The sequence below is a fragment of the Streptomyces wedmorensis genome (genome assembly GCF_000716445.1).
Lineage (GTDB): Bacteria > Actinomycetota > Actinomycetes > Streptomycetales > Streptomycetaceae > Streptomyces > Streptomyces wedmorensis.
Map to the genome: position 1 here is coordinate 46,489 of NZ_JNWK01000027.1, position 26,458 is coordinate 72,946.

A 26,458-nucleotide genomic window follows, 5' to 3' on the forward strand; every position below is an offset into this window, starting at 1 on the left:
ATTCCCCGTCGACGGTCGTCGGCTCCAGCTCGATCCAGAGCGGGGCCGGAAGCCGTTTCCATCGTTCCGAGAGGTTGTTCGTGTCGGCCAGCACATCCCGTACGCTCCCGCCGGAGATCGCCGAGTCCGAGTCTGTGATGGCGCTCATCGAGCGGGGAAAGGCTGATGGGCAGATCGCCGGCGATGACGTGCGTCGTGCCTTCGAGGCCGACCAGATTCCGCCAACCCAGTGGAAGAATGTTCTGCGCAGCCTCAATCAGATCCTCGAGGAAGAGGGTGTGACGCTGATGGTCAGTGCAGCGGAGTCGCCGAAGCGCGCCCGCAAGAGCGTCGCAGCGAAGAGCCCGGCCAAGCGCACCGCCACCAAGACCGTCACCGCCAGGACGACGACCGTGACGAAGACCACCGTCTCGGCCGCCGCGGCCGAGGGCGGAGAGTCGGCCGAAGAGGCCGGATCGTCCGCCGCGAGGCCGGTGGCGAAGAAGGCCGTCGCCAAGAAGACGGTGGCCAAGAAGGCCGTCGCCAAGAAGACGGCGGCCAAGAAGGCCACGTCCAAGAAGGACGCCGACGAGCTCGTCGAGGGCGAGGAGCTCCTCGAGGACGTCGCACCCGGCAAGGGCGAGGAAGAGGAGACCGAGGGCGAGAGCAAGGGCTTCGTCCTGTCCGACGAGGACGAGGACGACGCTCCGGCGCAGCAGGTCGCCGTCGCCGGTGCCACCGCCGACCCGGTCAAGGACTACCTCAAGCAGATCGGCAAGGTCCCGCTGCTCAACGCCGAGCAGGAGGTCGAGCTCGCCAAGCGCATCGAGGCCGGTCTGTTCGCCGAGGACAAGCTCGCGAACTCGGACAAGCTCGCTCCGAAGCTCAAGCGTGAGCTGGAGATCATCGCCGAGGACGGCCGCCGGGCAAAGAACCACCTCCTGGAGGCCAACCTCCGCCTGGTGGTCTCGCTGGCCAAGCGCTACACCGGCCGCGGCATGCTCTTCCTGGACCTGATCCAGGAGGGCAACCTGGGTCTGATCCGCGCCGTCGAGAAGTTCGACTACACCAAGGGCTACAAGTTCTCCACGTACGCCACCTGGTGGATCCGTCAGGCGATCACCCGAGCCATGGCCGACCAGGCCCGCACCATCCGTATCCCGGTGCACATGGTCGAGGTCATCAACAAGCTCGCGCGCGTCCAGCGCCAGATGCTCCAGGATCTGGGCCGCGAGCCCACCCCGGAGGAGCTGGCCAAGGAGCTCGACATGACCCCTGAGAAGGTCATCGAGGTCCAGAAGTACGGCCGCGAGCCCATCTCCCTCCACACCCCGCTGGGTGAGGACGGCGACAGCGAGTTCGGCGACCTGATCGAGGACTCCGAGGCGGTCGTTCCGGCCGACGCGGTGAGCTTCACGCTCCTCCAGGAGCAGCTGCACTCCGTCCTCGACACGCTCTCCGAGCGCGAGGCCGGCGTCGTCTCGATGCGCTTCGGCCTCACCGACGGTCAGCCGAAGACGCTGGACGAGATCGGCAAGGTCTACGGCGTGACGCGAGAGCGGATCCGCCAGATCGAGTCGAAGACCATGTCGAAGCTCCGCCACCCGTCGCGCTCGCAGGTGCTGCGCGACTACCTCGACTGATCCGTACGAGGCGCAGAGCGGTACACGGAAGGGCCCGGTTCCCCGAAAGGGGGAGCCGGGCCCTTCCGGTGTGCGGGGGTGCAAGGCGAGGAGCTGTGCTGGACGCTGGGTGAACCGACATCACCGGAGAGTCAGGAGGCTCCATGCGTGGTTCCTTCGCCCGAGCATTGACGGGTGCCCTGGGCTTGATCACCGCGGCGGCCGGGCACGTCGTCACCGCCGCCCCCGCGGCGGCCGACAGCGTTGTGGTGGGCGGCCACACGGCCCAGATCACGGACGCGCCGTGGGTGGTGGCCCTGTCCAGCCGTGACCGGTTCGGGGGTACGCGCGCGGGACAGTTCTGCGGAGGCGTGCTCGTCGCGCCGACCAAGGTGCTCACAGCGGCCCACTGCCTGGGTCGGGAGGTGCTCGGCGGCGAGCCGTGGGAGCTGCGCGACTTCTCCGTCATCGCCGGGCGCGCCGCGCTGCGCGGGCAGGGCGGCCAGGAGGTCCGGATCTCGGACACCTGGGTCAATCCCGACTACGACCCGACGAGCAACTCGGGAGACCTCGCGGTGCTGACGCTGGTGAGCGCGCTGCCGCAGTCGTACGTCATCGGTGTCGCCCGGCCGGGAGACGCCGCGTACACGCCCGGGACGGAGGCGGACGTCTACGGCTGGGGTGACACGACCGGCAACGGGACCTACGCCTCCACGCTGCGGACGGCGCGCGTGCAGGTGCTTCCGGACGCGTCGTGCGAGCGGGCGTACCCCGGCGGCTTCGGCGTCCGGTACCAGCGCGAGACGATGCTGTGCGCGGGCGACCCGCAGGGCGGCAAGGACGCGTGCCAAGGGGACAGCGGAGGTCCGCTCGTGGCCAAGGGGCTGCTGGTGGGCCTGGTGTCCTGGGGCAGCGGCTGCGGGCAGGCGGAGAACCCGGGCGTCTACACGCGGGTCTCGGCGGTGCTGCCGGCGCGCTTCTGACCCGGTGGCCCCGTGACGGGCCGGGGCCCGCTTCCTGCGGTTCCGGCTCCCGTCGGTGTACGAGAACGGGCGGCCACCCCCTTGAGTGGGGGTGGCCGCCCGCCGTCCGGTCGGGGTCAGCGACCGGCCCTGAGCTCGTCGTGGATGGCGTCAGGCGTGGTCTTCGCCCTGCGTGCGGGCCGGCACGTCCGTGAGCCGGTCCGTCTCATCCTGTATCTCAACGGCGATCTTCTTGAGTTCCGGCTCGAACTTGCGTCCGTGGTGGGCGCAGAAGAGCAAGTCACCTCCGCTGGTCAGAACGACGCGCAGGTATGCCTGGGCGCCGCAGCGGTCGCAACGGTCAGCGGCCGTCAGGGGGCTCGCGGGGGTCAGAACAGTAGTCACGTCGCCTCTTCTCTAGCTCGACGAGCTGTCGTACCAGGGTCAACATCCAACCAGGCCGAAAACGTTCCCGCTCGTGGCTTTTCCTTGAAACTTCTTCCCAAGGTGGCTGTCTGCTGCCGGTTGGCGGCGAATGAGCCGTATTGCGTCGCACTACGGATTTCGCGTTGCTTGTGTCGGTTCGTCCTCCCGGCGTGGTTGCCGGTTATTGATGAGGACGTGCCCGGAGCCTAAATGGTTCATGCCTGGAAGGGAACGTGATGTGCGCGTCACCCCATCGAGGGATCGAACATCCATGCGAGTCTGGACTAGCATGAGGAATCGGGGTGGGTGGCGTGACAACGGCTCTACCAGGCATCGGTACCCTCTGAACCGGTGACCGACGCCGGGCCTTACCCCACGGGGCCACATTTCAAATTCAGCGAGGAGCGAACCGCGTGACCGCCGAGACGTCCGTGCCGTCCAGTGCGCTGCTGACCGCAGACCGTGACGGTTCCAACTACACCGCGCGGCACCTGCTCGTACTCGAAGGGCTCGAAGCGGTCCGCAAGCGCCCCGGTATGTACATCGGGTCCACCGACAGCCGCGGTCTGATGCACTGCATCTGGGAGATCATCGACAACTCGGTCGACGAGGCCCTCGGGGGCTACTGCGACCACATCGAGGTCATCCTCCACGACGACGGTTCCGTCGAGGTCCGGGACAACGGCCGTGGCATCCCGGTCGACGTCGAGCCGAAGACCGGCCTCTCCGGCGTCGAGGTCGTCATGACCAAGCTGCACGCCGGCGGCAAGTTCGGCGGCGGCTCGTACGCCGCGTCCGGCGGTCTGCACGGCGTCGGCGCCTCCGTGGTCAACGCGCTGTCGGCCCGCCTCGACGTCGAGGTCGACCGCAACAGCGCCACCCACACGATCAGCTTCCGCCGCGGCGTCCCGGGCATCTTCACCGAGCAGGGCCCCGACAGCCCCTTCGACCCGGCCAACGGCCTCCTCAAGGGCAAGCGCGTCCCCAAGACCCGCACCGGCACGCGCGTCCGCTACTGGGCGGACCGGCAGATCTTCCTCAAGGACGCCAAGCTCTCCCTGGAGACGCTCCACCAGCGCGCCCGGCAGACCGCCTTCCTCGTGCCCGGCCTCACCATCGTCGTCCGCGACGAGCGGGACCTGGCGGGGATCGGCAAGAGCGAGGAGACTTTCCGCTTCGACGGCGGCATCAGCGAGTTCTGCGAGTACCTCGCGCAAGACAAGGCCGTCTGCGACATCCAGCGGCTCACCGGACAGGGCACCTTCAAGGAGACCGTCCCCGTCCTCGACGAGCGTGGCCACATGACCCCGACGGAGGTCACCCGTGAGCTCGCCGTCGACATCGCACTGCGCTGGGGCACCGGCTACGACACCGCGGTCAAGTCCTTCGTCAACATCATCGCCACCCCCAAGGGCGGCACCCACGTGTCGGGCTTCGAGACGGCCGTCACCAAGACGGTGAACGAGGTGCTGCGCTCGGCGAAGATGCTGCGCGTCGCTGAGGACGACATCGTCAAGGACGACGCCCTCGAGGGCCTCACGGCCGTCGTCACGGTCCGCCTCGCCGAGCCGCAGTTCGAGGGGCAGACGAAGGAGGTCCTCGGCACCTCCGCCGCCCGCCGGATCGTGGCGAACGTGGTCGCCAAGGAGCTCAAGACCTTCCTCACCTCCACCACGCGGGACGCCAAGGCGCAGGCCAGGGCCGTCCTGGAGAAGGCCGTCGCGGCGGCCCGCACCCGGATCGCGGCCCGGCAGCACAAGGAGGCGCAGCGCAGGAAGACCGCGCTCGAGACCTCCTCGCTGCCGGCCAAGCTGGCCGACTGCCGCAGCGACGACGTCGAGCGCAGCGAGCTCTTCATCGTCGAGGGGGACTCGGCCCTCGGTACGGCCAAGCTCGCCCGCAACAGCGAGTTCCAGGCCCTGCTGCCGATCCGCGGCAAGATCCTCAACGTCCAGAAGTCGTCCGTCTCGGACATGCTCAAGAACGCCGAGTGCGGGGCGATCATCCAGGTCATAGGAGCGGGCTCGGGCCGCACCTTCGACATCGACGCCGCCCGGTACGGGAAGATCGTCCTCCTCGTCGACGCCGACGTCGACGGCGCCCACATCCGCTGCCTGCTGCTCACGCTCTTCCAGCGCTACATGCGGCCGATGGTCGAGGCGGGCCGGGTCTTCGCCGCCGTGCCCCCGCTGCACCGGATCGAGCTCGTCCAGCCCAAGAAGGGCCAGGACAAGTACGTCTACACGTACTCGGACAGCGAGCTGCGGCAGACCCTCCTGGAGTTCCAGCGCAAGGGGGTCCGCTACAAGGACGCCATCCAGCGCTACAAGGGTCTGGGCGAGATGGACGCCGACCAGCTCGCGGAGACCACGATGGACCCGCGCCACCGCACCCTGCGCCGGATCAACATCGGCGACCTGGACGCGGCGGAGCAGGTCTTCGACCTCCTGATGGGCAACGACGTGGCGCCCCGCAAGGAGTTCATCACCGGCTCGGCGGCGACGCTCGACCGCTCGCGCATCGACGCCTGACCCACTCCACCCGTGGGTGGAGCCACACGCTCCACCCACGGGCCGATCACACGGCCGCCGACTCTCCGTAGCATCGAGACGACGGAGGGGGACGGTCATGGACGAGAAGCGCGACCGAGGGCGGACGGAGAGCGGCGGGGGCGGCGGCGGGGCCTGGTGCACCTGGCCTTCGCGGGAAGCGCTCACCCGGGTCGGAGTGCCCCGGGGGCGCGTGGTCCTCGACTACAGCATGATCGCGGGCCTGAGCGTCTGGGTGCTGAGCGGGTGTTACACCTCGGGGGCCTTCGACGGCGGGTACGCGCTGGTGCCGCCCTTCGGGTTCGGGCTGTGCGTGGCGGCCGCGCTGGGTTTCCACCACACGACCCTCGACCACCGGGCGGCCGCTTCGCTGGGGCTCCTCGGGGTGATGGCGCTCTGTGGTCTCGGGGCCTACGCCGCCGGCGCTCCGACGGCCGCGACCGTGATGTGGATCGTCGTCTCGGTCATGGCGATGCAGCGGTTGCCGCTCGCCGTCGGGCTGGCGACGGTGGCGGTGCTCGTCCCCGGATTCGTGGAGGCCGACGAGACGGGGATCTTCGGGGCCGCCGTCACCACGGCCGCCGTGCTGCTCGCCGGCTACTCGCTCCGGCTGGACGCCGAGGCCCGGGGCGCGGGGTTCCAGCTGCTCGCCCAGGAGCGGCTTGCCAGGGAGGCGGAGGCGGCGTCGGCGGCGCTCGCCGAGCGGGCCAGGATCGCCCGGGAGATACACGACGTGCTGGCCCACAGCCTGTCCGCCCAGATGGTGCACCTGGAGGTCGCCCGGCTCCAGATCGAGGCGGGGGCCGAGCGGGCGGAGATCCTCAAGCTCGTGACCTCGGCCCGCTCCATGGCGAGGGAAGGGCTCGCCGAGACCCGCCACGCACTCTCCGCGCTCCGCGGGGACATGGCGCCCGTCGAGGACTATCTGCGGGAGCTGGCGAGGGAGGACCGGGCGGAGGTCGACGTCACCGGCGAGCGCCGGGACCTGACCGCCGAGGCGTCCCAGGCGGTGCGGCGGGTCGCCCAGGAGGCGCTGACCAATGTCCGCAAGCACGCCCCGGGTGCCCGGACCCGGATCCGGTTCGCCTACGGGACGCACGACGTCTCCCTGGAGATACGCGACTCCGGACCGCCTCGAACGCCCGATGGCACGGGCCCGGGACAGGGGCTGGGCTCCTCCGGCTCCGGGTACGGGCTGCTCGGCATGCGGGAGCGGGCCGAGCTGCTGGGCGGCAGCCTGGACGCGGGGCCCGAGGGGCCCGGGTTCACCGTGCGGCTGCGGGTGCCGGCATGAGCGGGCAGGAGGGTTCGCGCGCGGCCGAGGGGCCCCGGGTGGTGCGGGTGGTCGTCGCCGATGACCAGGCCGTCGTGCGCGAGGGGATCGTGATGCTGCTGGGGCTGCTGCCCGGGATCGAGGTCGTGGGATCGGCCAGGGACGGGGAGGAGGCCGTCGCGCTGACCGGCGCGCACGAGCCCGACGTGGTGCTGATGGATCTGCGGATGCCCCGCTGCGACGGGGTCGAGGCCACCCGCAGGATCCGTGAGCGGTTCCCCGGGACGGAGGTCGTCGTGCTCACCACGTACGCCGACGACGACTCGCTGTTTCCGGCGCTGCGGGCCGGAGCACGCGGGTACCTGACCAAGGACGCCGACGGGGCTGAGATCGCACGGGCGCTGCGGGACGTGGTCGACGGGCGGGCCGGGCTGTCGCCCTCCGTGCAGCGGCGCCTGCTCGAGCAGCTGATGGAGCGGCCGGAGCCGTCGGGACGGACGGGGGCGTCCGGACCAGCGGGGGCGCCCGGTGACCCTGATGGGTTCGGGGAGCTCAGGGACGGGCGAGGGTCGCCGGGTGGCTCGGGTGGCTCGGGTGGCTCGGGTGGCTCGGGTGGCTTGGGTGGTCCCGTGGTGCCGGGGGCCGACGGTCTGACGGAGCGGGAGACGGAGGTGCTCGTGCTCGTCGCGGACGGGCTCTCCAACCAGGAGATCGCCGGCCGGCTGCGGATCTCCACGGCGACCGTGAAGACCCACATCAACAACCTGTTCGCCAAGACCGGGGTACGGGACCGCGCCCAGGCCGTGCGATACGCATATCAGCACGGTCTGGTCAGGACACCTGGGAGAAGAGTCACCTGATGGGGTGAAGTGGGAGGGGAGAAGAGTCCGGGATCTTCCCGCTCTGTCCATCCTTGGGCACGCGGCCGAAACGGTTCGCTGACAAGGAGAGTTGACCGGTGAAGCAGGTGGACGAGCAGGAGGGGCGCGGCGCTTCGGCGGTGCCGGTCGACGACCCCTGGGACGAGGCGACGGGCTCCGAGTGGGGTGAGCGGTCGGGCGCCGAGGGTGCCGGTGACGGCCACCCCGACACGGTGCCGGAGCAGCGGGTCCACAGTGCGGCGGAGGTCTATCTGGAGGTCCAGCGGAGCCCCGCGTTCCAGGAAGTGCGCAGTCGTTACCGCCGGTTCGTCTTCCCTGCCGCCCTCGCGTTCCTGCTCTGGTACCTCGCCTATGTCGTGGCGGCGACCGCCGCGCCCGGGTTCATGGCCCGGCCGGTCGCCGGAGTGGTGAACGTGGCGATGGTCGCGGGGCTGGGGCAGTTCCTCACCACCTTCCTGCTCACCTGGGCCTACGCGCGGCACGCGCGGTTGCGCCGGGACCGGGCGGCGCTCGAGCTGCGCTGGGACACCCAGGAGATGACACGAGGGGCGGGGCAGCGATGACCGGAGACCATCAGACGCTGGCGCTCCTGCTGTTCAGCGTCTTCATCGCGGTCACCCTGGGGATCACCACGTGGGTGAGCCGCAACCGGCACGGTTCGGCGGAGGAGTTCTACGCCGGGGGCCGGCTGTTCTCGCCCCTGGAGAACGGCTTCGCCATCGCCGGCGACTACATGTCGGCGGCCTCGTTCCTCGGCATCTCCGGGCTGATCGCGCTCTACGGCTACGACGGCATGCTGTACTCGGTCGGATTCCTCGTCGCCTGGCTGGTCGTGCTCCTGCTGGTCGCCGAACTGGTCCGCAACTGCGGCCGGTTCACCCTCGCCGACGTCGTCGCCGCGCGGATGGCCGAGCGGCCGGTGCGCATCGCCGCCGGGACGTCCTCGGTGGCGGTCTCCGTGCTGTACCTCGTTGCCCAGATGGTGGGGGCCGGGAGCCTGGTCGCCCTGCTGCTCGGCGGCACCAGCGAGGCGGCCCGCTCGTGGACGGTGATCGGGGTGGGCGCCCTGATGGTGATCTACGTGTCGCTCGGCGGCATGCGGGCGACCACCTGGATCCAGATCGTCAAAGCGGTCCTGCTCATGGCGGGCACGATCGCGCTCACCGTCCTCGTCCTGCTCCGGTTCCACGGCGACGTGAACGGTCTGCTCTCGACCGCGGCCCGACGCAGCGGCCACGGCATGGACTTCCTCGCGCCGGGACTCCGCTACGGCGGGGACTGGACCTCACGCCTGGACTTCATCAGCCTCGGCATCGCGCTGGTCCTGGGCACCGCGGGACTGCCGCACATCCTGTCGCGCTTCTACACCGTGCCGACCGCCCGCGCCGCCCGCCGCTCCGTCGTCTGGTCCATCGGGCTCATCGGCAGCTTCTACCTGATGACCATCGTGCTGGGCTTCGGCGCGGCCGCCCTGATCGGCCCGGACGAGGTCCGCGCCTCGAACGCGTCCGGGAACACCGCCGTGCCGCTGCTCGCCCTCGACCTGGGCGGGGGAGCGGGTTCCACCGGTGGCACGGTGCTCTTCGCGATCGTCGCCGCCGTCGCCTTCGCGACCATCCTCGCCGTCGTCGCGGGCATCACGCTCGCCTCCTCGGCCTCCGTCGCCCACGACCTGTACAGCTCGCTGCGCCGGCGCCACGCGAAGCAGTACAGCGAGGTGACCGTGGCCCGGGTCGCCGCCGCGGTGATCGGTGCGGCCGCCATCGGACTCGGGCTGCTCGCCCGCGATCTCAACGTGGCGTTCCTCGTCGGCCTGGCCTTCGCGGTCGCCGCCTCGGCCAATCTGCCGGTGCTGCTGTACTCGCTGTTCTGGCGGAAGTTCACCACCCGGGGCGCGGTCTGGTCCGTGTACGGAGGGCTGGTCCCCGCCGTCTTCCTCGTGCTGGTCTCGCCGGTCGTCTCCGGCAGCCCGGAGGCGCTCTTCCCCGGCGTCGACTTCCACCTCTTCCCGTTGCAGAACCCCGGTGTGATCTCCATCCCGCTCGGCTTCCTCGCCGGCTGGATCGGCACGGTCACCTCGCCCGAGCCGCCCGACGAGGCACGTCACGCCGAGACCGAGGTCCGCGCGCTGACCGGCGCGGGCGCCGCCTGACCGAGCCCGGACCGCCCCTCACGCGGGGGGCGGCGAGGCGGCCCAGGCGTACCGGTGCTCGGGGCGGCCGGTCTCGCCGTACCGGAGCGAGAGGCGCACACGGCCGGTGCGTTCGAGGAGCTTCAGATAGCGCTGCGCGGTCTGTCGGCTGACGCCGGCCCGCTCGGCGATCTCCTGGGTGGAGAGCGGCCCGGCGGCGGCGAGCAGTACCTGCCGGACCAGCTCGGCCGTGGTGGGGGAGTGCCCCTTGGGCAGGTCGGGGGCGACGGAACCGGCCGCGAGGACGCCGAAGATCCGGTCCACCTCGGACTGTTCGGCCTCGCCGCCGTTCTCCAGGGTGCGGCGGAGGGTCGCGTACGCCTCCAGCTTGGCGCGGAGTCCGGCGAAGTTGAACGGCTTCACGAGGTACTGGAGGGCACCGTGCCGCATGGCCGCCTGGACGGTCGTCACGTCCCTGGCGGCCGTCACCATGATCACGTCGCATTGGTGGCCGCGCGCGCGGAGCTCCCGTACGGCCGCGAGACCGTTCTCGTCGGGCAGGTAGTGGTCCAGGAGGATCAGGTCCACCGGCTGCCGGTCCAGGGCGGCGAGCGCCTCGGCGGTCGAGTGCGCGGTGGCGACGACCCGGAAGCCCGGCATCTTGGCGACGTAGGCGGCGTTGATCCCCGCGACCCGTACGTCGTCGTCCACCACGAGCACGTCGATCATCGCGCCTCCTCGGCCAAGGCGGGTCCCGGGTCGGGCAGGGCGGGGTCCGGGTCGGGCAGGGTGGGGTCGGTCAGGGCATCGGGGAGGACGACGGTGAACTCGGCGCCTCCGTCCGGACCGGGGGCCACCAGGGCGGTGCCGCCCCGGCGCTCGGCGAGCCGGCGTACGAGGGCGAGGCCGAGACCGCGCTTCCCGTGCGACGGGAGTTCCTTGGTCGTCCAGCCCTCGGTGAAGATCAGCTCGCGGCGCTCCTCCGGGACGCCCGGGCCGCTGTCCGAGACCCGCAGCACGACCGTACGGTCCTCGGCGCGGAAGGCGACGCCGATCCGGGCGCCGGGGGTGCCGGCGACGGCGTCCAGGGCGTTGTCGACGAGGTTACCGACGACGGTCACCAGCTCGCGCGGGTCGACCAGCCGGTCCGGCAGCAGCGAGTCGGGCGCGAGGCGCAGCTCCACCGCGCGCTCGGCGGCGACGGTGGCCTTGCCGACCAGGAGGGCGGCGAGGAGCGGATCGTGGATCTTCTCCGTGACCTGCTCGGCGGTGGCCCGGTGCACCCCGACCACCTCGGTGACGAACTCGACCGCCTCGTCGTGCATCTCCAGCTCCAGGAGACCCAGGAGCGTGTGCAGCCGGTTGGCGTGCTCGTGGTCCTGGGCACGGAGGGCGTCGATCAGACCGCGCGTCGAGTCGAGCTCGCGACCGAGGCGCTCCAGCTCGGTGCGGTCGCGCAGGGTCGCCACGGCGCCGCCGTCGTCGGTGGGCATCCGGTTGGCGATCAGCACCCGGTGCCCCCGGACGGTGACCAGGTCTTCGCCGGTCACCCGGCCGGCGAGGACGTCCGCCGTGCGGCCGGTGCCGAGGACCTCGTCGAGCGGCCGGCCCGCCGCCTCGGGACCGAGGCCGAGGAGCCGCTGGGCCTCGTCGTTCATCAGGCGCACGGAGCCGTTCCGGTCCAGGGCGACGACGCCCTCGCGGATGCCGTGAAGCATGGCCTCGCGTTCGGCGAGCAGCGCGGAGATGTCGGAGAAGGCCAGGTCGTGGGTCTGCCGCTGGAGCCGCCGGGAGATCAGGTACGCGGCCAGGGCCCCGGCCGCGAGCGCGCCGCCCGCGTAGGCGAGGAGTCCGGGGATGGCGGCGAGGAGCCGGTCGCGGACGCTGTCGTACTCGATGCCGACGGAGACGGCGCCGACGATCCGCCCGTCCGCGTCCCGCAGCGGCACCTTGCCGCGTGCCGAACGCCCCAGCGTGCCGTCGTCGATCTCCATCACCTCGTGCCCGGCCAGGACGCTGCTCGGGTCGGTGGAGACGAGCCTGCCGATCTGGGCGGGGTCGGTGTGCGACCAGCGCACCCCGCGGGTGTCCATGACCACGACGTACTCGGCGCCCGTCGCGGTCCGGATCCGCTCGGCCTCCGTCTGCACCGGACCCCGCGCGGACGGCGGGCTTCCGGTGAGGTCGGCGGCGAGCCGGGGCGACGCGGTGCTGTCGGCGATGGCCAGCGCCTGCCGCATCGCCTGGTCGTCCAGCTGCGCGCTGAGCGGGGCGAGGAAGAGCCCCGTGGCGAGTACGGTCACGCCGGTCGCGATGGCCAGCTGCATCAGCAGGACCTGCGAGAACACCCGCCGCGGCCACCCGAACCGCCGACGGCGCGCCAGGGGGCGCGGGGGGCTGGCCTGTGCGGGGTTCATGCCCGAAACGGTACGGCGCCACGCACGGCGACCGGAAACGCGACCGGCAACGGGGGTCGGCGGCGCGGACCCCGGAGGCGAACCCCGGGGCGCGAGCCTCGACCCCTGAGGCGCGAACCCGAAGCACGGGTCCCGCGCCGTCCACCCCGCGCCGCGCCTCCCCGCGCACCCCGCGCCGTGCACCCCGCGCCGCGCCCCCCGTACCCCGCGTCGCAGCCCCAGCGGCGCCGGTGCGTCCCGTGGCGCTGCCTATCCTGGGGGTTTCCCACGGCCGTGGGGCACGAAGGAACCGGAGGCACGTCCCTTGACCACGCAGCAGATCCCCGTCGTCGTTCTCGCCGGGTTTCTCGGAGCCGGGAAGACCACGCTCCTGAACCACGTGCTGCGCAGCGCCCGGGGCACCCGTATCGGCGTCATGGTCAACGACTTCGGGGACATCGGGATCGACGCGATGACCGTCGCCGGACAGGTCGGCTCCACGGTCTCGCTGGGCAACGGGTGTCTGTGCTGCGCGGTGGACGCGAGCGAGCTCGACGAGTACCTGGAGGTCCTGGCCCGGCCCGCCTCACGGCTCGACGTGATCGTCATCGAGGCGAGCGGCCTCGCCGAGCCGCAGGAACTGGTCCGCATGGTGCTGGCCAGCGAGAACGAGCGGATCGTGTACGGAGGACTGGTCCAGGTCGTCGACGCGGCCGAGTTCTCCGCCACCCGACAGCGGCACCCCGAGACCGACCGGCATCTGCCGATCGCCGACCTCGTCGTCGTGAACAAGGCCGACCGGGTCTCCGAGGACGAGCTGCGGGACGTCCACGAGACGGTGCGCGGCCTCGCCGGCAAGGCCGTGGTCGTCGACGCACGGCACGGGCGGATCGACCCGGAGCTGCTCTTCGACCGGGTGGTCCCCGAGGGGGAGATCGAGGGGCAGATGTCCATCGAGGACATCCTGTACGGCGAGGACGGCCCGCACGCCCACCCGCACGCGGAGTACGAGACCGTCTCCCTGGCGGCCGCGGCCCCGCTCGACCCCCGGCGGCTCATGGCGTTCCTGGACTCCCGGCCCGAGGGTCTCTACCGGATCAAGGGTTTCGTAGACTTCGGCGCCGCGGACCCGGCCAACCGCTACACCGTGCACGCGGTCGGCCGTTTCCTGCGCTTCTACCCGGAGCCGTGGCCGGAGGGCGAGGAGCGCCTCACCCAGCTCGTCCTGATCGGCTCCGGCGTCGACGCGGCCGGCCTGCGCAAGGAGCTCGCCTCCTGCGAGCTGAACGGCCCGCAGGACGCCCCCGACGAACACGGCATGTGGGGCGTCCTGCGGTACGTGCAGCGGACGGAGGAGGAACCGGACGAGAGCTAGCTCGCCGGGCCCGCCACCACGTCGACCGCGCGGGGAAGCGGGGTGCCCGAGCCGTCGCGACGGGGGTCGGGCTCGGGCAGCGGCACCGGGGCACCGGTCTTCTGCGCGGCGCGCGCCGGGGTGGCGCCGGCCCAGGCGAAGGTCAGGACGTCCTCGCCCTTCAGGAAGCGCTGGCAGCGGACGCCGCCGGTCGCGCGGCCCTTGCGCGGGTACTGGTCGAACGGCGTCAGCTTCGCCGACGTGCCCGTCGAGGAGTCGAGGGTGCCCGTGGAGCCCGCGACGGTGAAGACGACGGCGTCCGCCGCCGGATCGACCGCCGTGAACGAGAGCACCTCGGCGCCCGCGGTCAGCTTGATGCCCGCCATGCCGCCCGCCGGGCGGCCCTGGGGCCGTACCTGCGAGGCCTGGTAGCGGAGCAGCTGGGCGTCGGAGGTGATGAAGACCAGGTCCTCCTCGCCCGTGCGCAGCTCGGTCGCGCCGACGATCCGGTCGCCGTCCTTGAGGGTGATGACCTCCAGCTCGTCCTTGTTCGCCGGGTAGTCCGGGACCACGCGCTTCACCACGCCCTGGAGCGTGCCGATGGCCAGTCCGGGGGAGGACTCGTCGAGCGTGGTCAGGCAGACCACCGTCTCGTCGGCCTCCAGGGTCAGGAACTCGGAGAGCGGCGCGCCGCCGGCCAGGTTCGGGGCGCTCGCGGTGTCCGGGAGCTGCGGCAGGTCGATCACCGAGATCCGCAGCAGCCGGCCGGCCGAGGTCACCGCTCCGACGTCACCGCGCTGGGTGGCCGCCACCGCGGACAGGATCACGTCGTGCTTGACCCGCGCGGCCTCCGGGTCGACCGGGGGCAGCTCCGCCGTCGCCGTACGGGCCAGCAGGCCGGTGGAGGAGAGCAGGACCCGGCAGGGGTCGTCCGCGACCTCGAGGGACACGGCAGCGACGGGCGCGCCGGCGGACTCGAGCAGGACCGTCCGCCGGTCGGTGGCGAACTTCTTGGCGACCGCGGCCAGCTCCGCCGAGACGAGCTTGCGCAGCTCCTGGTCGGAGTCGAGGATGCCGGTCAGCTCGTCGATCTCGCCGTTGAGCCGGTCGCGCTCGGTCTCCAGCTCCAGCCGGTCGAACTTGGTGAGGCGGCGCAGCGGGGTGTCCAGGATGTACTGCGTCTGGATGTCGCTCAGCGAGAAGCGCTCCATCAGGCGCTCCTTGGCCTGCGCGGAGTTTTCGCTCTCCCGGATGAGGCGGATGACCTCGTCGATGTCGAGCAGCGCGATGAGCAGGCCGAGGACGAGGTGGAGCCGGTCGCGCTTCTTGGTCCGGCGGAACTCGGAGCGGCGCCGGACGACCTCGAAGCGGTGGTCGAGGTAGACCTCCAGGAGCTCCTTGAGGCCGAGGGTGAGCGGCTGTCCGTCGACGAGCGCCACGTTGTTGATGCCGAAGGACTCCTCCATCGGCGTCAGCTTGTAGAGCTGCTCCAGGACGGCCTCGGGCACGAAGCCGTTCTTGATCTCGATGACGAGGCGCAGGCCGTGGCTGCGGTCGGTGAGGTCCTTGACGTCCGCGATGCCCTGGAGCTTCTTGGAGCCGACCAGGTCCTTGATCTTGGAGATGACCTTCTCGGGGCCGACCGTGAACGGCAGTTCGGTCACGATGATGCCCTTGCGGCGGGCCGTCACCGTCTCCACGGTCGCCGTGGCGCGGATCTTGAAGGAGCCGCGGCCCGACTCGTACGCGTCCTTGATGCCGGCGAGGCCGACGATCCGGCCGCCGGTGGGCAGGTCGGGGCCGGGCACGAACCGCATCAGGGTCTCGAGGTCGGCGCCGGGGTGCCGGATCAGGTGCCGGGCGGCCGCGATCACCTCGCCGAGGTTGTGCGGCGGCATGTTGGTCGCCATGCCGACCGCGATGCCGGACGCGCCGTTGACCAGCAGGTTCGGGTAGGCGGCGGGGAGCGCGACCGGCTCCTGCTCCTGGCCGTCGTAGTTCGGCGCGAAGTCGACCGTGTCCTCGTCGATGGACTCGGTCATGAGCAGTGCGGCCGGGGCCATCCGCGACTCGGTGTACCGCATGGCGGCCGGCGGGTCGTCGTTGCCGAGGGAGCCGAAGTTGCCGTGGCCGTCGACGAGGGGCAGCCGCATGGAGAAGGGCTGTGCCATGCGGACCATGGCGTCGTAGATCGACGCGTCGCCGTGCGGGTGCAGCTTGCCCATGACCTCGCCGACGACGCGGGCGCACTTGACGAAGCCGCGGTCGGGGCGGAGGCCCATCTCGCCCATCTGGTAGACGATGCGGCGCTGGACGGGCTTCATGCCGTCCCGGGCGTCGGGCAGGGCGCGCGAGTAGATCACCGAGTACGCGTACTCGAGGAAGGAGCCCTGCATCTCGTCGACGACGTCGATGTCGAGGATTCGCTCCTCGAACGCGTCGTCCGGCGGCGGTGTCTTCGTGCTGCGGCGGGCCATCGCGGCTGCGGCTCCTTCACCAACAAGGTTGATCTGACGCGGACCATTGTGGACCGTGCCACCGACAACGCCGACCGCGACCCGGAAGAGGGACATCAGGACCCGGCGGGAACTTCGCGAGGTGTCGGCGCGCTTGCATACAGTGGCAGGACTTTTTCACATCGCGATCGAAGGGACGTACATGCCCATGGGTCACACGGCCACGGCCGAGGCCGGCTCCGGCGGCCTGACAGCGACCGAGCACCGGTTGGCGAACGGCCTGCGTGTGGTGCTCTCGGAGGACCACCTGACCCCGGTCGCCGCGGTCTGCCTCTGGTACGACGTCGGCTCGCGCCACGAGGTCGAGGGCCGCACGGGCCTCGCCCACCTCTTCGAGCACCTGATGTTCCAGGGTTCGAAGCAGGTCCACGGGAACGGCCACTTCGAGCTGGTGCAGGGTGCGGGCGGCTCGCTCAACGGCACCACGAGCTTCGAGCGCACCAACTACTTCGAGACCATGCCGACCCACCAGCTGGAGCTCGCGCTCTGGCTGGAGGCCGACCGCATGGGATCGCTGCTGGCCGCCCTGGACGACGAGTCCATGGAGAACCAGCGGGACGTCGTCAAGAACGAGCGCCGCCAGCGGTACGACAACGTGCCGTACGGCACCGCGTTCGAGAAGCTCACCGCCCTCGCCTACCCGGAGGGCCACCCGTACCACCACACCCCGATCGGCTCGATGGCCGACCTGGACGCGGCGACGCTGGAGGACGCGCGGAACTTCTTCCGCACGTACTACGCGCCGAACAACGCGGTGCTGTCCGTCGTGGGCGACATCGACCCGGCGCAGACCCTCGCCTGGATCGAGAAGTACTTCGGCTCGATCCCGCAGCACGACGGCAAGCGGCCCCCGCGCGACGGCTCCCTGCCCGAGGTCATCGGCGAGCAGCTGCGCGAGGTCGTCGAGGAGGAGGTCCCGGCCCGTGCGCTGATGGCCGCCTACCGGCTGCCGCACGACGGCACGCGCGAGTGCGACGCCGCCGACCTGGCGCTGACGGTCCTGGGCGGCGGCGAGTCCTCCCGGCTGCACAACCGGCTGGTCCGTCGCGACCGCACCGCGGTCGCCGCCGGCTTCGGCCTGCTGCGGCTCGCCGGCGCGCCCTCGCTGGGCTGGCTGGACGTGAAGACCTCCGGAGGCGTCGAGGTCCCGCAGATCGAGGCGGCCGTCGACGAGGAGCTCGCACGGTTCGCGGCCGAGGGCCCCACGCCCGAGGAGATGGAGCGGGCGCAGGCCCAGCTGGAGCGCGAGTGGCTCGACCGGCTCGGCACCGTAGCGGGCCGCGCCGACGAACTGTGCCGGTTCGCCGTGCTGTTCGGCGACCCGCAGCTCGCCCTGACGGCCGTGGACCGGGTCCTGGCCGTCACCGCCGAGGAGGTGCAGGCGGTCGCCGCGGCCAAGTTGCGCCCCGACAACCGCGCGGTCCTGGTCTACGAGCCGGTGGCCGCCGACGAGAGCGACAGCGACGAGGAAGAGGGAGCGGACCAGTGACCGACGCTGCCGCGTCTTTGACGAGCATGGACTTCCACCCGCAGCCGGCGCCGGGCGTCGCCAGGCCCTGGGCCTTCCCCGCCCCGGACCGCGGGAAGCTGGACAACGGTCTGACCCTGCTGACCAGCCACCGCCCCGGCCAGCAGGTCGTGGCCGTGGAGATCTTCGTGCCGGCCCCGCTGGACGCGGAGCCCGCCGGTCTCGACGGTGTCGCCACCATCATGGCCCGCGCGCTCTCCGAGGGAACGGACCAGCGCAGCGCCGAGGAGTTCGCGGCCGAGCTGGAGCGCTGCGGCGCCACGCTCGACGCGCACGCCGACCACCCGGGCGTACGGGTCTCCCTCGAGGTGCCCGTCTCCCGGCTGCCCAAGGCGCTCGGGCTGCTCTCCGAGGCCCTGATCGCCCCGGCGTTCCTGGACACCGAGATCGAGCGCCTGGTGCGCAACCGTCTCGACGAGATCCCGCACGAGACGGCCAACCCGTCCCGCCGCGCCGCCAAGCAGCTCTCCAAGGAGCTCTTCCCGGCCGAGTCCCGGATGTCCCGGCCGCGTCAGGGCACCGAGGAGACCGTCGCCGCGATCGACGCAGCGGCCGTCCGCGCCTTCTACGAGGCGTACGTCCGGCCCGGCACCGCCACGGCCGTGGTCGTCGGCGACCTGACCGGCGTCGACCTCGACAAGGTCCTCGCGGACACGCTGGGCGCCTGGACCGGCGAGCCGGCCGAGCCGCTCCCGATGCCGCCCATCACCGCGGACGACACCGGACGGGTCGTCATCGTGGACCGCCCGGGCGCCGTGCAGACCCAGCTGCTCATCGGCCGGATCGGTGCCGACCGGCACGACCGCGTCTGGCCGGCCCAGGTCCTCGGCACGTACTGCCTCGGCGGCACCCTCACCTCGCGGCTCGACAAGGTCCTGCGCGAGGAGAAGGGCTACACGTACGGCGTGCGGGCCTTCGGCCAGGTGCTCCGCTCGGACGCCGAGGGGAACGGCGCCTCGATGCTCGCCATCAGCGGCTCCGTCGACACCCCCAACACCGGCCCGGCGCTGGGGGACCTGTGGCAGGTGCTGCGGACCCTCGCCGCCGAGGGGCTCACCGACGCCGAGCGGGAGACCGCCGTGCAGAACCTGGTGGGGGTCGCGCCGCTCAAGTACGAGACGGCCGCCTCCGTCGCCGGGACGCTCGCCGATCAGGTCGAGCAGCACCTCCCGGACGATTTCCAGGCCCAGTTGTACGCGCGCCTCGCCGAGACCGGCACGGTCGAGGCGACCGCGGCCGTGGTCAGCGCCTTCCCCGTGGACCGGCTCGTCACGGTGCTGGTGGGAGACGCGGCGCAGATCGCGGATCCGGTGCGGGAGCTCGGCATCGGTGAAGTGACCGTCGTGACGGGCTGATTCCGGCTTCGGAGTGACAACGAGAGGGCCCCGGCGGCATGTTCGCCGGGGCCTCCCGTTTGTCCGTATTGAGATCAAGAGTGATCATTTGCCCTGTGGCATGTCTTACAAAAGGCGCGTCTGGTTGGTGATTGAAAGACGATCCGCATAGCGTCGGTGCGGCTGTTCGTCAGTGCACGTGCCGCAGCCGCGGCATCGGACAGTCATCGCCGAGTCCCCGTCAGGCGCGAGCCTGGGGAGCCGGGGACCCACATGAGTCCCTGGGGTGAATCGGACGCCTTCGTCCCGTACGGAGGGGCCCGTAGGAGACCTTCCTGCTCCGAACCCGTCAGCTAACCCGGTAGGCGAGAAGGAAGGAAAGGATCAGCCACTACATGGCGTTCACCCGTGCCACCGGGAAGCATCGTGGTCCGAGCCGGATGGCGCGCCGCGGCGTGGGCATCGCCGGCGTCGCGACCCTCGCCACCACCGGCGTCATCGGAACCCTCGCCTCCCCGGCGCTCGCCGCCGACACGGACGACCGCTCCGTCGAGGACACCGGCCTCACCAAGGTGATCACCGAGAACTCCCTCGTGGACCGGATCGACGCCCAGGCCGCCGCCCAGGAGCAGGAGGCCGTCGAGGCCGTCGCCCAGGCCAAGGCCAAGGCCGAGGCGAAGCGCAAGGCCGAGGCCCGCGCCAAGGAGATCCGGCAGGAGCGCGAGCGCGCCGCCCGCGAGGCCGAGCGCCGCCGCCTGGCCTCCTTCCAGCTCCCCGTCGCCGGCTCGTACGTCTCCACCGGCTACAAGACCGGCGGCTCGCTCTGGTCCTCCGGCAGCCACTCCGGCGTCGACTTCCACGCCGCCTACGGCAGCCGGGTCGTCTCCGTCGGCTCCGGCACCGTCGTCGAGGCCGGCTGGGGCGGCGCGTACGGCAACAACATCGTGATCCGGATGAACGACGGCACGTACACGCAGTACGGGCACCTCTCCTCCATCGGCGTCTACGTCGGCCAGACCGTCGAGCCCGGCCAGCAGATAGGCGTCTCCGGCTCGACCGGCAACTCCACCGGCCCGCACCTCCACTTCGAGGCGCGCACGAGCGCCGAGTACGGCTCCGACATCAACCCGGTCGCCTACCTCCGCGCCCGCGGCGTCGAGGTCTGACCCTCCGGCCCCGCCCGCACCGCGTCGCAAAAGCCCCGGCTCGTACTGAGCCGGGGCTTTTCGCTGTCCGCGAGGCGGCTGCATAAGGTGATGAATTCCGCTGGGGCATCGGAAATCCCGGCGCGCTGCAATAGAGTCGATGATCGGCGCAGAACAGGCGCCGCTCGAATTGTCTCGCGCGGACCAAGGCGGAGGTCGGACATGCGTATTCCCGCGCATTCGGTATGCACGGCGATCCGGGACGACATCGTCTCCGGCGTCTACGAGCGGGGCGGCCGGCTGACCGAGGAGCAACTCGCCCGCCGGTACGGGGTCTCCCGCGTCCCGGTCCGCGAGGCCCTACGCACCCTGGAGTCCGAGGGCTTCGTCGTCACCCGCCGGCACGCGGGGGCGCATGTCGCCGAGCCCACCGAGCAGGAGGCGGCCGACCTCCTCGACATGCGGTCGCTGCTCGAGCCGCTGGGGGCCGCGCGCGCCGCCCAGCGCCGCACCGACGCCCACCTCAAGGTGCTGCGCGGCCTTGTCAGGCTGGGTCAGGAGCGTGCCAGGCGCGGCCAGGGCGAGGACCTGCGCTCGCTCGGCGGCTGGTTCCACGAGACGCTCGCGCAGGCCTCCGGCAGTCCGGCCCTGACGGCGCTGCTCACCCAGCTGCGGCACAAGATCGCCTGGATGTACGCGGTGGACCAGCCCGCCCAGCCGGTGGAGGTCTGGGCCGAGCGCGGTGCGATCGTGGACGCGGTGGCGCGCGGGGACGCCGAGCGGGCGAGGGCGCTCACCGTGCTGCACGCGGAACGCTCGCTGCCGCTGCACCGGCTCAAAAAGCCGGCCGGGGGGCGTGTGAGGGTTTCGCAACATGCAGTCAACACGGCGAGTGCCCGGAATTAACGTGCGCCCCGTATAAAAAGAGCAGGCATTCGGCCGGTTATTCGGGCTGTCTGAAAAAACGCTGCAATAAGCGAATGGCCGTGGTCACCGGAATTCCGGCGGCCACGGCCATTCGTCGTGCGGGAACCGGATCAGACGGTCTCGGGGAGCTCGTCCAGACCCTCGGCGACCAGCTTCGCGAGACGGTCGAGCGCGACCTCGGCGCCGTCGGCCTCCGAAGCGAGGACGATCTCCTCGCCGCCCTGCGCGCCCAGGCCGAGCACCGCGAGCATGGACGCGGCGTTCACCGGGGTGCCGTCGGACTTGGCGATCGTCACCGGCACGCCGGAGGCCGTGGCGGCACGGACGAAGATGGACGCGGGGCGGGCGTGCAGGCCCTCGGCCCAGCCGACGTTGACGCGGCGCTCAGCCATGGTGTTGCCCTTCAAGTCTCAAGCGGGTTGTCTAGACCAGTCTCTCATGTGCTGTGTGGTGCTCGCGCCGACCTTCGACCCGGACCGGACCGCCCTTCGGCCCTCCCTACCTTGCACGGCGCGCACCCGCCGCGCGAGCGGTGCCACGGTCGTGTCGCGGCCGTAGGCTGACCCCATGCAGAGCGCGTCGGAGCAGTCGGAAGAGGCGGAACGACCGGCCCCGCCGGCACCCCCGGAGCACGCCTACCCCGACCACTGGGAAGCGGACGTGGTGCTCCGCGACGGCGGCACCGCGCGCATCAGGCCCATCACCGCCGACGACGCGGACCGGCTGGTCAGCTTCTACGAGCAGGTCTCGGACGAGTCGAAGTACTACCGCTTCTTCGCGCCCTACCCGCGCCTCTCCGCCAAGGACGTCCACCGCTTCACCCACCACGACTTCGTGGACCGGGTGGGACTCGCCGCGACCGTGGGCGGCGAGTTCATCGCCACCGTGCGCTACGACCGAATCGACGCCCGGGGGATGCCCGCCTCCGCCCCGGCGGACGAGGCCGAGGTCGCCTTCCTCGTCCAGGACGCCCACCAGGGCCGCGGCGTCGCCTCCGCCCTCCTCGAACACATCGCGGCCGTGGCGCGCGAGCGGGACATCCGGCGCTTCGCCGCCGAGGTGCTTCCCGCCAACAACAAGATGATCAAGGTGTTCACGGACGCCGGCTACACCCAGAAGCGCAGCTTCGAGGACGGCTCCGTCCGGCTCCACCTCGACCTCGAACCCACCGACCGCTCCCTCGCCGTCCAGCGCGCGCGGGAGCAGCGGGCCGAGGCGCGCTCCGTGCAGCGGCTCCTCACCCCCCGGTCCGTCGCCGTGGTCGGCACCGGACGCGCACCGGGCGGCGTCGGCCGCACCGTCCTCCGCAACCTGATCGGGGCCGGCTTCACCGGACGCGTGTACGCGGTGAACGCCGCGCTCACCGACGGGCCCGCGGAACTCGACGGCGTCCCCGCCCACCCCTCCGTCGGCGCCATCGGGGAGCCGGTGGACCTGGCGATCGTCGCCGTCCCCGCCGAGCGGGTGCCCCAGGTCGTCGCGGACTGCGGCGAACACGGAGTGCGCGGCCTCGTCGTGCTCTCCGCCGGATACGCCGAGAGCGGGCCGGCCGGCCGCGACCGCCAGCGCGAGCTCGTACGGCAGGCCCGCTCGTACGGCATGCGGATCATCGGGCCCAACGCCTTCGGGATCATCAACACCGCCGACGACGTGCGGCTCAACGCCTCGCTCGCCCCGCAGATGCCGGCCGCCGGGCGCATCGGGCTCTTCGCCCAGTCCGGCGCGATCGGGATCGCCCTCCTCGCCGGACTCCACCGGCACGGCGCGGGCCTCTCCTCCTTCATCTCGGCCGGCAACCGTGCCGACGTCTCCGGCAACGACTTCCTCCAGCACTGGTACGACGACCCCGGCACCGACGTCGTCCTCCTCTACCTGGAGTCGATCGGCAACCCCCGCAAGTTCACCCGGCTCGCCCGCCGCACCGCCGCCGTCAAACCGGTCGTGGTGGTCAAGGGCGCCCGGCACAGCGGCAGCGCCCCGCCCGGCCACCGGGTGCCGGTCACCCGCATCCCGCACGCCACGGTCTCCGCGCTGCTCCGCCAGGCCGGGGTGATCCGCGTCGACACCGTCACCGAACTCGTCGACGCCGGACTGCTCCTCGCCGCCCAGCCACTGCCCGCCGGACCCCGCGTCGCGATCCTCGGCAACTCCGAGTCGCTCGGCCTCCTCACGTACGACGCCTGCCTGACGGAGGGACTTCGCCCGCTGCGGCCGCTCGACCTGACGACGGCGGCGGAGCCGGCGGACTTCCGGGACGCGCTGGCGGCTGCTCTCGCGGACGAGACCTCCGACGCGGTCGTCGTGACCGCGATCCCGTGGGTCGGCGAGAACGGCGCCACCGAGTTCGGCGACGGCGAGGTCCTCGCGGCCGCCCTCCGCGAGGCCGTCGCCTCCGCCCCGGCACCCAAGCCGGTCGTCGTCGTCCACGTCGAGATGGGCGGCCTCGCGGAGGCCCTCGCCGTCGCGACCAGCACGCGACCGACCCCGACGGGCCGCGCCGCCGCCCCCGGCGCCCGCCCCGCCACCCGCCGTACGGACCAGGCCGTGACACCGCCAGGCCCCTATGCCGTCACCCCCGGCCCCCTCGCCCCCGACGCCCAGACCCCGGGCGCCCTCGCCCCCGGCTCCCCGGCACCCGAGGCCCCCCAGACGGCCGCGCCCACCGCTCCCGCCGTGCCCGCGACCATCCCCGCCTACCCCGCCGCCGAGCGGGCCGTGCGGGCGCTGGCCGAGGCGGTGCGGTACGGGCAGTGGCGGCGGCAGGCGGCCGAGCCGGGACGGGTGCCCGAGTACGAGGACATCGACGAGGGCGGGGCCGCCGCGCTCATCGAGCACGCGCTCGGCGGCGCGGACGACGGCGGCGCGGACGCCCGGGGTGTGACCCTCGACACCGGCCAGGCCGGCGAGCTGCTCGCCCGGTACGGGATCGACGTGCTGCCGACCCTGCCCGCGCCCACCCCCGACGACGCCGTCGCGGCCGCCGCCCGTCTCGGCTACCCCGTCGCGCTGAAGACGACCGCCCCGCACCTCCGCCACCGCCCCGACCTCGGCGGCGTCCGCCTGGACCTGGCCTCCGAGGAGCAGCTCCGCACGGCGTACGCCGAGCTGACCGAGGTCCTCGGCAAGCCGGAGGAGCTCCTGCCGGTCGTCCAGGCGATGGTGCCCCGCGGCGTCGACACCGTCGTCCGCTCCGCCATCGATCCGGCCGTCGGCGCCGTCCTCTCCTTCGGACTGTCCGGCGCGGCCTCCGAGCTGCTCGGCGACACGGCCCACCGACTGGTGCCGGCCACCGACCGGGACGTCGCCGAACTGGTCCGCTCCCTGCGCACCGCACCCCTGCTGTTCGGCTGGCGCGGCTCCGCACCCGTCGACACTCCGGCGCTCGAGGAGCTCCTGCTCCGCGTCTCGCGGCTCGTCGACGACCACCCCGAGGTGGTCGCCGTCTCCCTCGAACCGGTCGTCGTGGCACCCCGCGGCCTCTCCGTCCTCGGCGCCACCGTCCGACTCGCCCCGCCCCCGCCCCGCACCGACCTCGGTCCCCGCAGCCTGCCGAGTTACTGACGGGGTCGGAGGGGGCCCGCGGCCCCGTAGGATGGAGTCCATGGCAAAGAGCGGTACGACGACCCAGGGGCTGCGCGCGGCGATCGAGCGCAGCGGCTACTACCCGGCACTCGTGGCCGAGGCGGTGGAGGCCGCCGTCGGCGGCGAGGCCGTCGCGTCGTACGTGGTCCACCAGGAGACCACCTTCGACGCGAACGAGGTCCGCCGTCACGTGACCGTCCTCGTCCTGACGCCGCACCGCTTCATCGTCAGCCACACCGACGAGCAGGCCGCCGACACGAGCTCGCCGACCCCGTACGCCACGACGTCCACCGAGTCCGTGAAGCTCGACCGGATCTCCTCGGTCGTCGTCAGCCGCGTCGTCGCCAACCCCGAGTCGTACACGCCGGGCACGCTGCCCCGCGAGGTCGTCCTCACCATCGGCTGGGGCGCCGTCTCCCGCATCGACCTGGAGCCCGCCGCCTGCGGTGACTCCAACTGCGACGCCGACCACGGCTACACGGGCAACGCCACCGCCGACGACCTCAGCCTGCGGGTGAGCGAGGCCGGCGACGGCCCGGACACCGTCCGGCAGACGCTCGCCTTCGCGCAGGCGCTCTCCGAAGCCATCGCGGCGACCGCCGCGCCCGCCCGCTGATGGCGCAGCCCGCCGCGATGACCCACGGCTGGCCCGACGACCCGGTCCCGCTCGCGCCGGCGAGCGCGCCGGTGCCCGAGTACACCTCCGGCTCGCTGGGCGACCTGCTGCCGACGCTGGTGGCGGGTCAGGGCGTGGCCGGCTTCGAACCGCGGATCGCGGAGCTCGCGCCGGCCGACCGGAACTGCGTCTTCCTGATCGACGGTCTCGGCTGGGAGCAGATCAAGGCGCACCCGGACGAGGCCCCCTATCTGACCTCGCTCCTCGGCTCCTCGCGGGGCGGCACGGGCCGTCCGGTCACCGCCGGGTTCCCCGCCACCACCGCGACCTCGCTGGCCTCCGTCGGCACGGGGCGCTACCCCGGCACGCACGGACTGCCCGGCTACACGGTGCGCAATCCCGAGACCGGCGAGCTGATGAACCAGCTGCGCTGGAAGCCGTGGACCGCGCCGCACGTCTGGCAGCCGTACCCGACCGTCTTCCAGCTGGCGCACGAGGCCGGGATCCACACCGCACAGGTGTCCTCCCCGATCTTCGAGCAGACCCCGCTCACGAAGGTCGCGCTCAGCGGCGGAACGTTTCACGGGCGGCTCTCCGGCGAGGAGCGGATGGACTTCGCCGCCGAGCAGCTCGCCGCCGGCGACCGCTCGCTGGTGTACACGTACTACAGCGAACTCGACGGCGCGGGACACCGCTTCGGCATCGACTCGGACGCCTGGCGCGGTCAGCTGATGTTCGTCGACCGGCTCGTCCAGCGGCTCGCCGAGCAGCTGCCGCCCCGCGCCGCGCTGTACGTCACGGCCGACCACGGCATGGTCGACATCCCCTTCGACGAAGAGCACCGCATCGACTTCGACGAGGACTGGGAGCTGCGTGCCGGCGTCGCCCTGCTCGGCGGCGAGGGCCGTGCCCGGCACGTCTACGCGGTCCCCGGCGCCGAGGCGGATGTCCTCACCTGCTGGCGTGAGGTCGTCGGCGAGCAGTTCTGGGTCGCGAGCCGCGACGAGGCGATCTCGCTCGGCTGGTTCGGCGACGAGATCGACGAGCGCGTGTACGGCCGGATCGGCGACGTCGTCGTCGCCGCCGAGGACGACTTCGCGATCACCGCCTCCGTCAACGAGCCCCACGAGTCCGCGATGGCCGGCATGCACGGTTCGATGACCGCGGCGGAGCAGCTCGTCCCGCTGCTCGAAGTCCGCTCCTGACCCGTCCGCGCCCTCTTCCCCTCCCCTTCCCC

Annotated in this window: 20 protein-coding genes and 1 riboswitch; of the genes, 15 read left to right on the plus strand and 5 right to left on the minus strand. The window is 72.0% G+C overall.

Features of this window, described 5'->3' with window-relative positions; all coding sequences use genetic code 11:
• The first annotated feature begins 80 nt into the window (after positions 1-80).
• Positions 81-1,622 carry an RNA polymerase sigma factor gene (locus OO54_RS21610; RefSeq protein ID WP_033205448.1) on the plus strand — a complete coding sequence of 514 codons (1,542 nt, stop codon included), beginning with the start codon at positions 81-83 and terminating at the stop codon, positions 1,620-1,622.
• A gap of 143 nt (positions 1,623-1,765) precedes the next feature.
• The gene (locus OO54_RS21615; protein ID WP_033205397.1) at positions 1,766-2,584 is read left to right on the plus strand and encodes a S1 family serine peptidase; all 819 of its coding nucleotides are present in this window, start codon (positions 1,766-1,768) and stop codon (positions 2,582-2,584) included.
• A 150-nt stretch (positions 2,585-2,734) separates the two neighbouring features.
• Here the strand turns inward: OO54_RS21615 and OO54_RS21620 are convergent, their stop codons facing one another.
• Entirely contained in the window at positions 2,735-2,968 is a 234-nt protein-coding gene (locus OO54_RS21620) for a DUF7455 domain-containing protein (protein ID WP_017237643.1), read from the minus strand.
• A gap of 434 nt (positions 2,969-3,402) precedes the next feature.
• On the opposite strand from OO54_RS21620, the gene OO54_RS21625 reads away from it, so the two are divergent.
• The 5 genes from OO54_RS21625 to OO54_RS21645 all read left to right on the plus strand — a co-directional run bounded on the left by OO54_RS21625 (position 3,403) and on the right by OO54_RS21645 (position 9,844).
• The gene (locus OO54_RS21625; RefSeq protein WP_033205400.1) at positions 3,403-5,520 is read left to right on the plus strand and encodes a DNA gyrase/topoisomerase IV subunit B; all 2,118 of its coding nucleotides are present in this window, start codon (positions 3,403-3,405) and stop codon (positions 5,518-5,520) included.
• Between the two features lie 97 nt (positions 5,521-5,617).
• Entirely contained in the window at positions 5,618-6,832 is a 1,215-nt protein-coding gene (locus OO54_RS21630; RefSeq protein ID WP_033205402.1) for a sensor histidine kinase, read from the plus strand.
• Complete coding sequence (locus OO54_RS21635) at positions 6,829-7,671, plus strand: response regulator (RefSeq protein WP_051787081.1); 843 nt, start codon at positions 6,829-6,831, stop codon at positions 7,669-7,671. Before OO54_RS21630 ends, OO54_RS21635 begins: the two co-directional genes overlap by 4 nt.
• Before the next feature lie 98 nt (positions 7,672-7,769).
• Positions 7,770-8,255 (plus strand): DUF485 domain-containing protein, encoded by a 486-nt coding sequence (locus OO54_RS21640; protein ID WP_106970070.1) that lies wholly within the window; start codon positions 7,770-7,772, stop codon positions 8,253-8,255.
• On the plus strand, positions 8,252-9,844 hold the full coding sequence (locus tag OO54_RS21645) for a solute symporter family protein (protein ID WP_033205405.1): 1,593 nt from the start codon (positions 8,252-8,254) through the stop codon (positions 9,842-9,844). The genes OO54_RS21640 and OO54_RS21645 overlap by 4 nt, the downstream gene beginning before the upstream one ends.
• A gap of 18 nt (positions 9,845-9,862) precedes the next feature.
• Here the strand turns inward: OO54_RS21645 and OO54_RS21650 are convergent, their stop codons facing one another.
• Together OO54_RS21650 and OO54_RS21655 are read right to left on the minus strand one after the other, a co-directional pair.
• Complete coding sequence (locus tag OO54_RS21650) at positions 9,863-10,552, minus strand: DUF7342 family protein (protein WP_033205408.1); 690 nt, start codon at positions 10,550-10,552, stop codon at positions 9,863-9,865.
• Positions 10,549-12,240 carry a sensor histidine kinase gene (locus tag OO54_RS21655; RefSeq protein ID WP_033205410.1) on the minus strand — a complete coding sequence of 564 codons (1,692 nt, stop codon included), beginning with the start codon at positions 12,238-12,240 and terminating at the stop codon, positions 10,549-10,551. The genes OO54_RS21650 and OO54_RS21655 overlap by 4 nt, the downstream gene beginning before the upstream one ends.
• 304 nt (positions 12,241-12,544) lie before the next feature.
• Here OO54_RS21655 and OO54_RS21660 point away from each other — a divergent pair, with 304 nt between their 5' ends.
• Positions 12,545-13,594 (plus strand): CobW family GTP-binding protein, encoded by a 1,050-nt coding sequence (locus OO54_RS21660; RefSeq protein ID WP_033205412.1) that lies wholly within the window; start codon positions 12,545-12,547, stop codon positions 13,592-13,594.
• Here OO54_RS21660 and OO54_RS21665 read toward each other — a convergent pair.
• Positions 13,591-16,050, minus strand: a complete 2,460-nt coding sequence (locus OO54_RS21665) for a DNA gyrase/topoisomerase IV subunit A (protein ID WP_033205415.1) — start codon at positions 16,048-16,050, stop codon at positions 13,591-13,593. The genes OO54_RS21660 and OO54_RS21665 overlap by 4 nt on opposite strands.
• A 187-nt stretch (positions 16,051-16,237) precedes the next feature.
• Here OO54_RS21665 and OO54_RS21670 point away from each other — a divergent pair, with 187 nt between their 5' ends.
• The 4 genes from OO54_RS21670 to OO54_RS21685 all read left to right on the plus strand — a co-directional run bounded on the left by OO54_RS21670 (position 16,238) and on the right by OO54_RS21685 (position 21,002).
• On the plus strand, positions 16,238-17,578 hold the full coding sequence (locus OO54_RS21670) for a M16 family metallopeptidase (protein WP_026057928.1): 1,341 nt from the start codon (positions 16,238-16,240) through the stop codon (positions 17,576-17,578).
• 26 nt (positions 17,579-17,604) lie between these two features.
• A complete protein-coding gene (locus OO54_RS21675; protein WP_033205417.1) occupies positions 17,605-18,972 on the plus strand; it encodes a M16 family metallopeptidase in 1,368 nt (455 codons plus the stop codon).
• 197 nt (positions 18,973-19,169) lie between these two features.
• A riboswitch (cyclic di-AMP (ydaO/yuaA leader) is annotated at positions 19,170-19,334 on the plus strand.
• Positions 19,335-19,346: 12 nt separating this feature from the next.
• Positions 19,347-20,117 carry a M23 family metallopeptidase gene (locus tag OO54_RS21680; protein WP_017237654.1) on the plus strand — a complete coding sequence of 257 codons (771 nt, stop codon included), beginning with the start codon at positions 19,347-19,349 and terminating at the stop codon, positions 20,115-20,117.
• A gap of 201 nt (positions 20,118-20,318) precedes the next feature.
• Complete coding sequence (locus tag OO54_RS21685) at positions 20,319-21,002, plus strand: GntR family transcriptional regulator (RefSeq protein ID WP_033205418.1); 684 nt, start codon at positions 20,319-20,321, stop codon at positions 21,000-21,002.
• Between the two features lie 131 nt (positions 21,003-21,133).
• Here OO54_RS21685 and OO54_RS21690 read toward each other — a convergent pair whose 3' ends face one another.
• On the minus strand, positions 21,134-21,415 hold the full coding sequence (locus OO54_RS21690) for an HPr family phosphocarrier protein (protein ID WP_024754966.1): 282 nt from the start codon (positions 21,413-21,415) through the stop codon (positions 21,134-21,136).
• Between the two features lie 175 nt (positions 21,416-21,590).
• Here OO54_RS21690 and OO54_RS21695 point away from each other — a divergent pair, with 175 nt between their 5' ends.
• Genes OO54_RS21695 through OO54_RS21705 form a run of 3 tightly spaced genes read left to right on the plus strand, consistent with a single transcriptional unit; the run spans position 21,591 to position 26,426 of the window.
• Positions 21,591-24,584: a bifunctional acetate--CoA ligase family protein/GNAT family N-acetyltransferase gene (locus tag OO54_RS21695; RefSeq protein ID WP_033205420.1), complete on the plus strand. Its 2,994-nt coding sequence runs from the start codon at positions 21,591-21,593 to the stop codon at positions 24,582-24,584.
• Positions 24,585-24,624: 40 nt separating this feature from the next.
• Positions 24,625-25,221 (plus strand): DUF5998 family protein, encoded by a 597-nt coding sequence (locus OO54_RS21700; RefSeq protein WP_017237658.1) that lies wholly within the window; start codon positions 24,625-24,627, stop codon positions 25,219-25,221.
• Positions 25,221-26,426 carry an alkaline phosphatase family protein gene (locus OO54_RS21705; protein ID WP_033205423.1) on the plus strand — a complete coding sequence of 402 codons (1,206 nt, stop codon included), beginning with the start codon at positions 25,221-25,223 and terminating at the stop codon, positions 26,424-26,426. Before OO54_RS21700 ends, OO54_RS21705 begins: the two co-directional genes overlap by 1 nt.
• Positions 26,427-26,458: the final 32 nt, after the last annotated feature.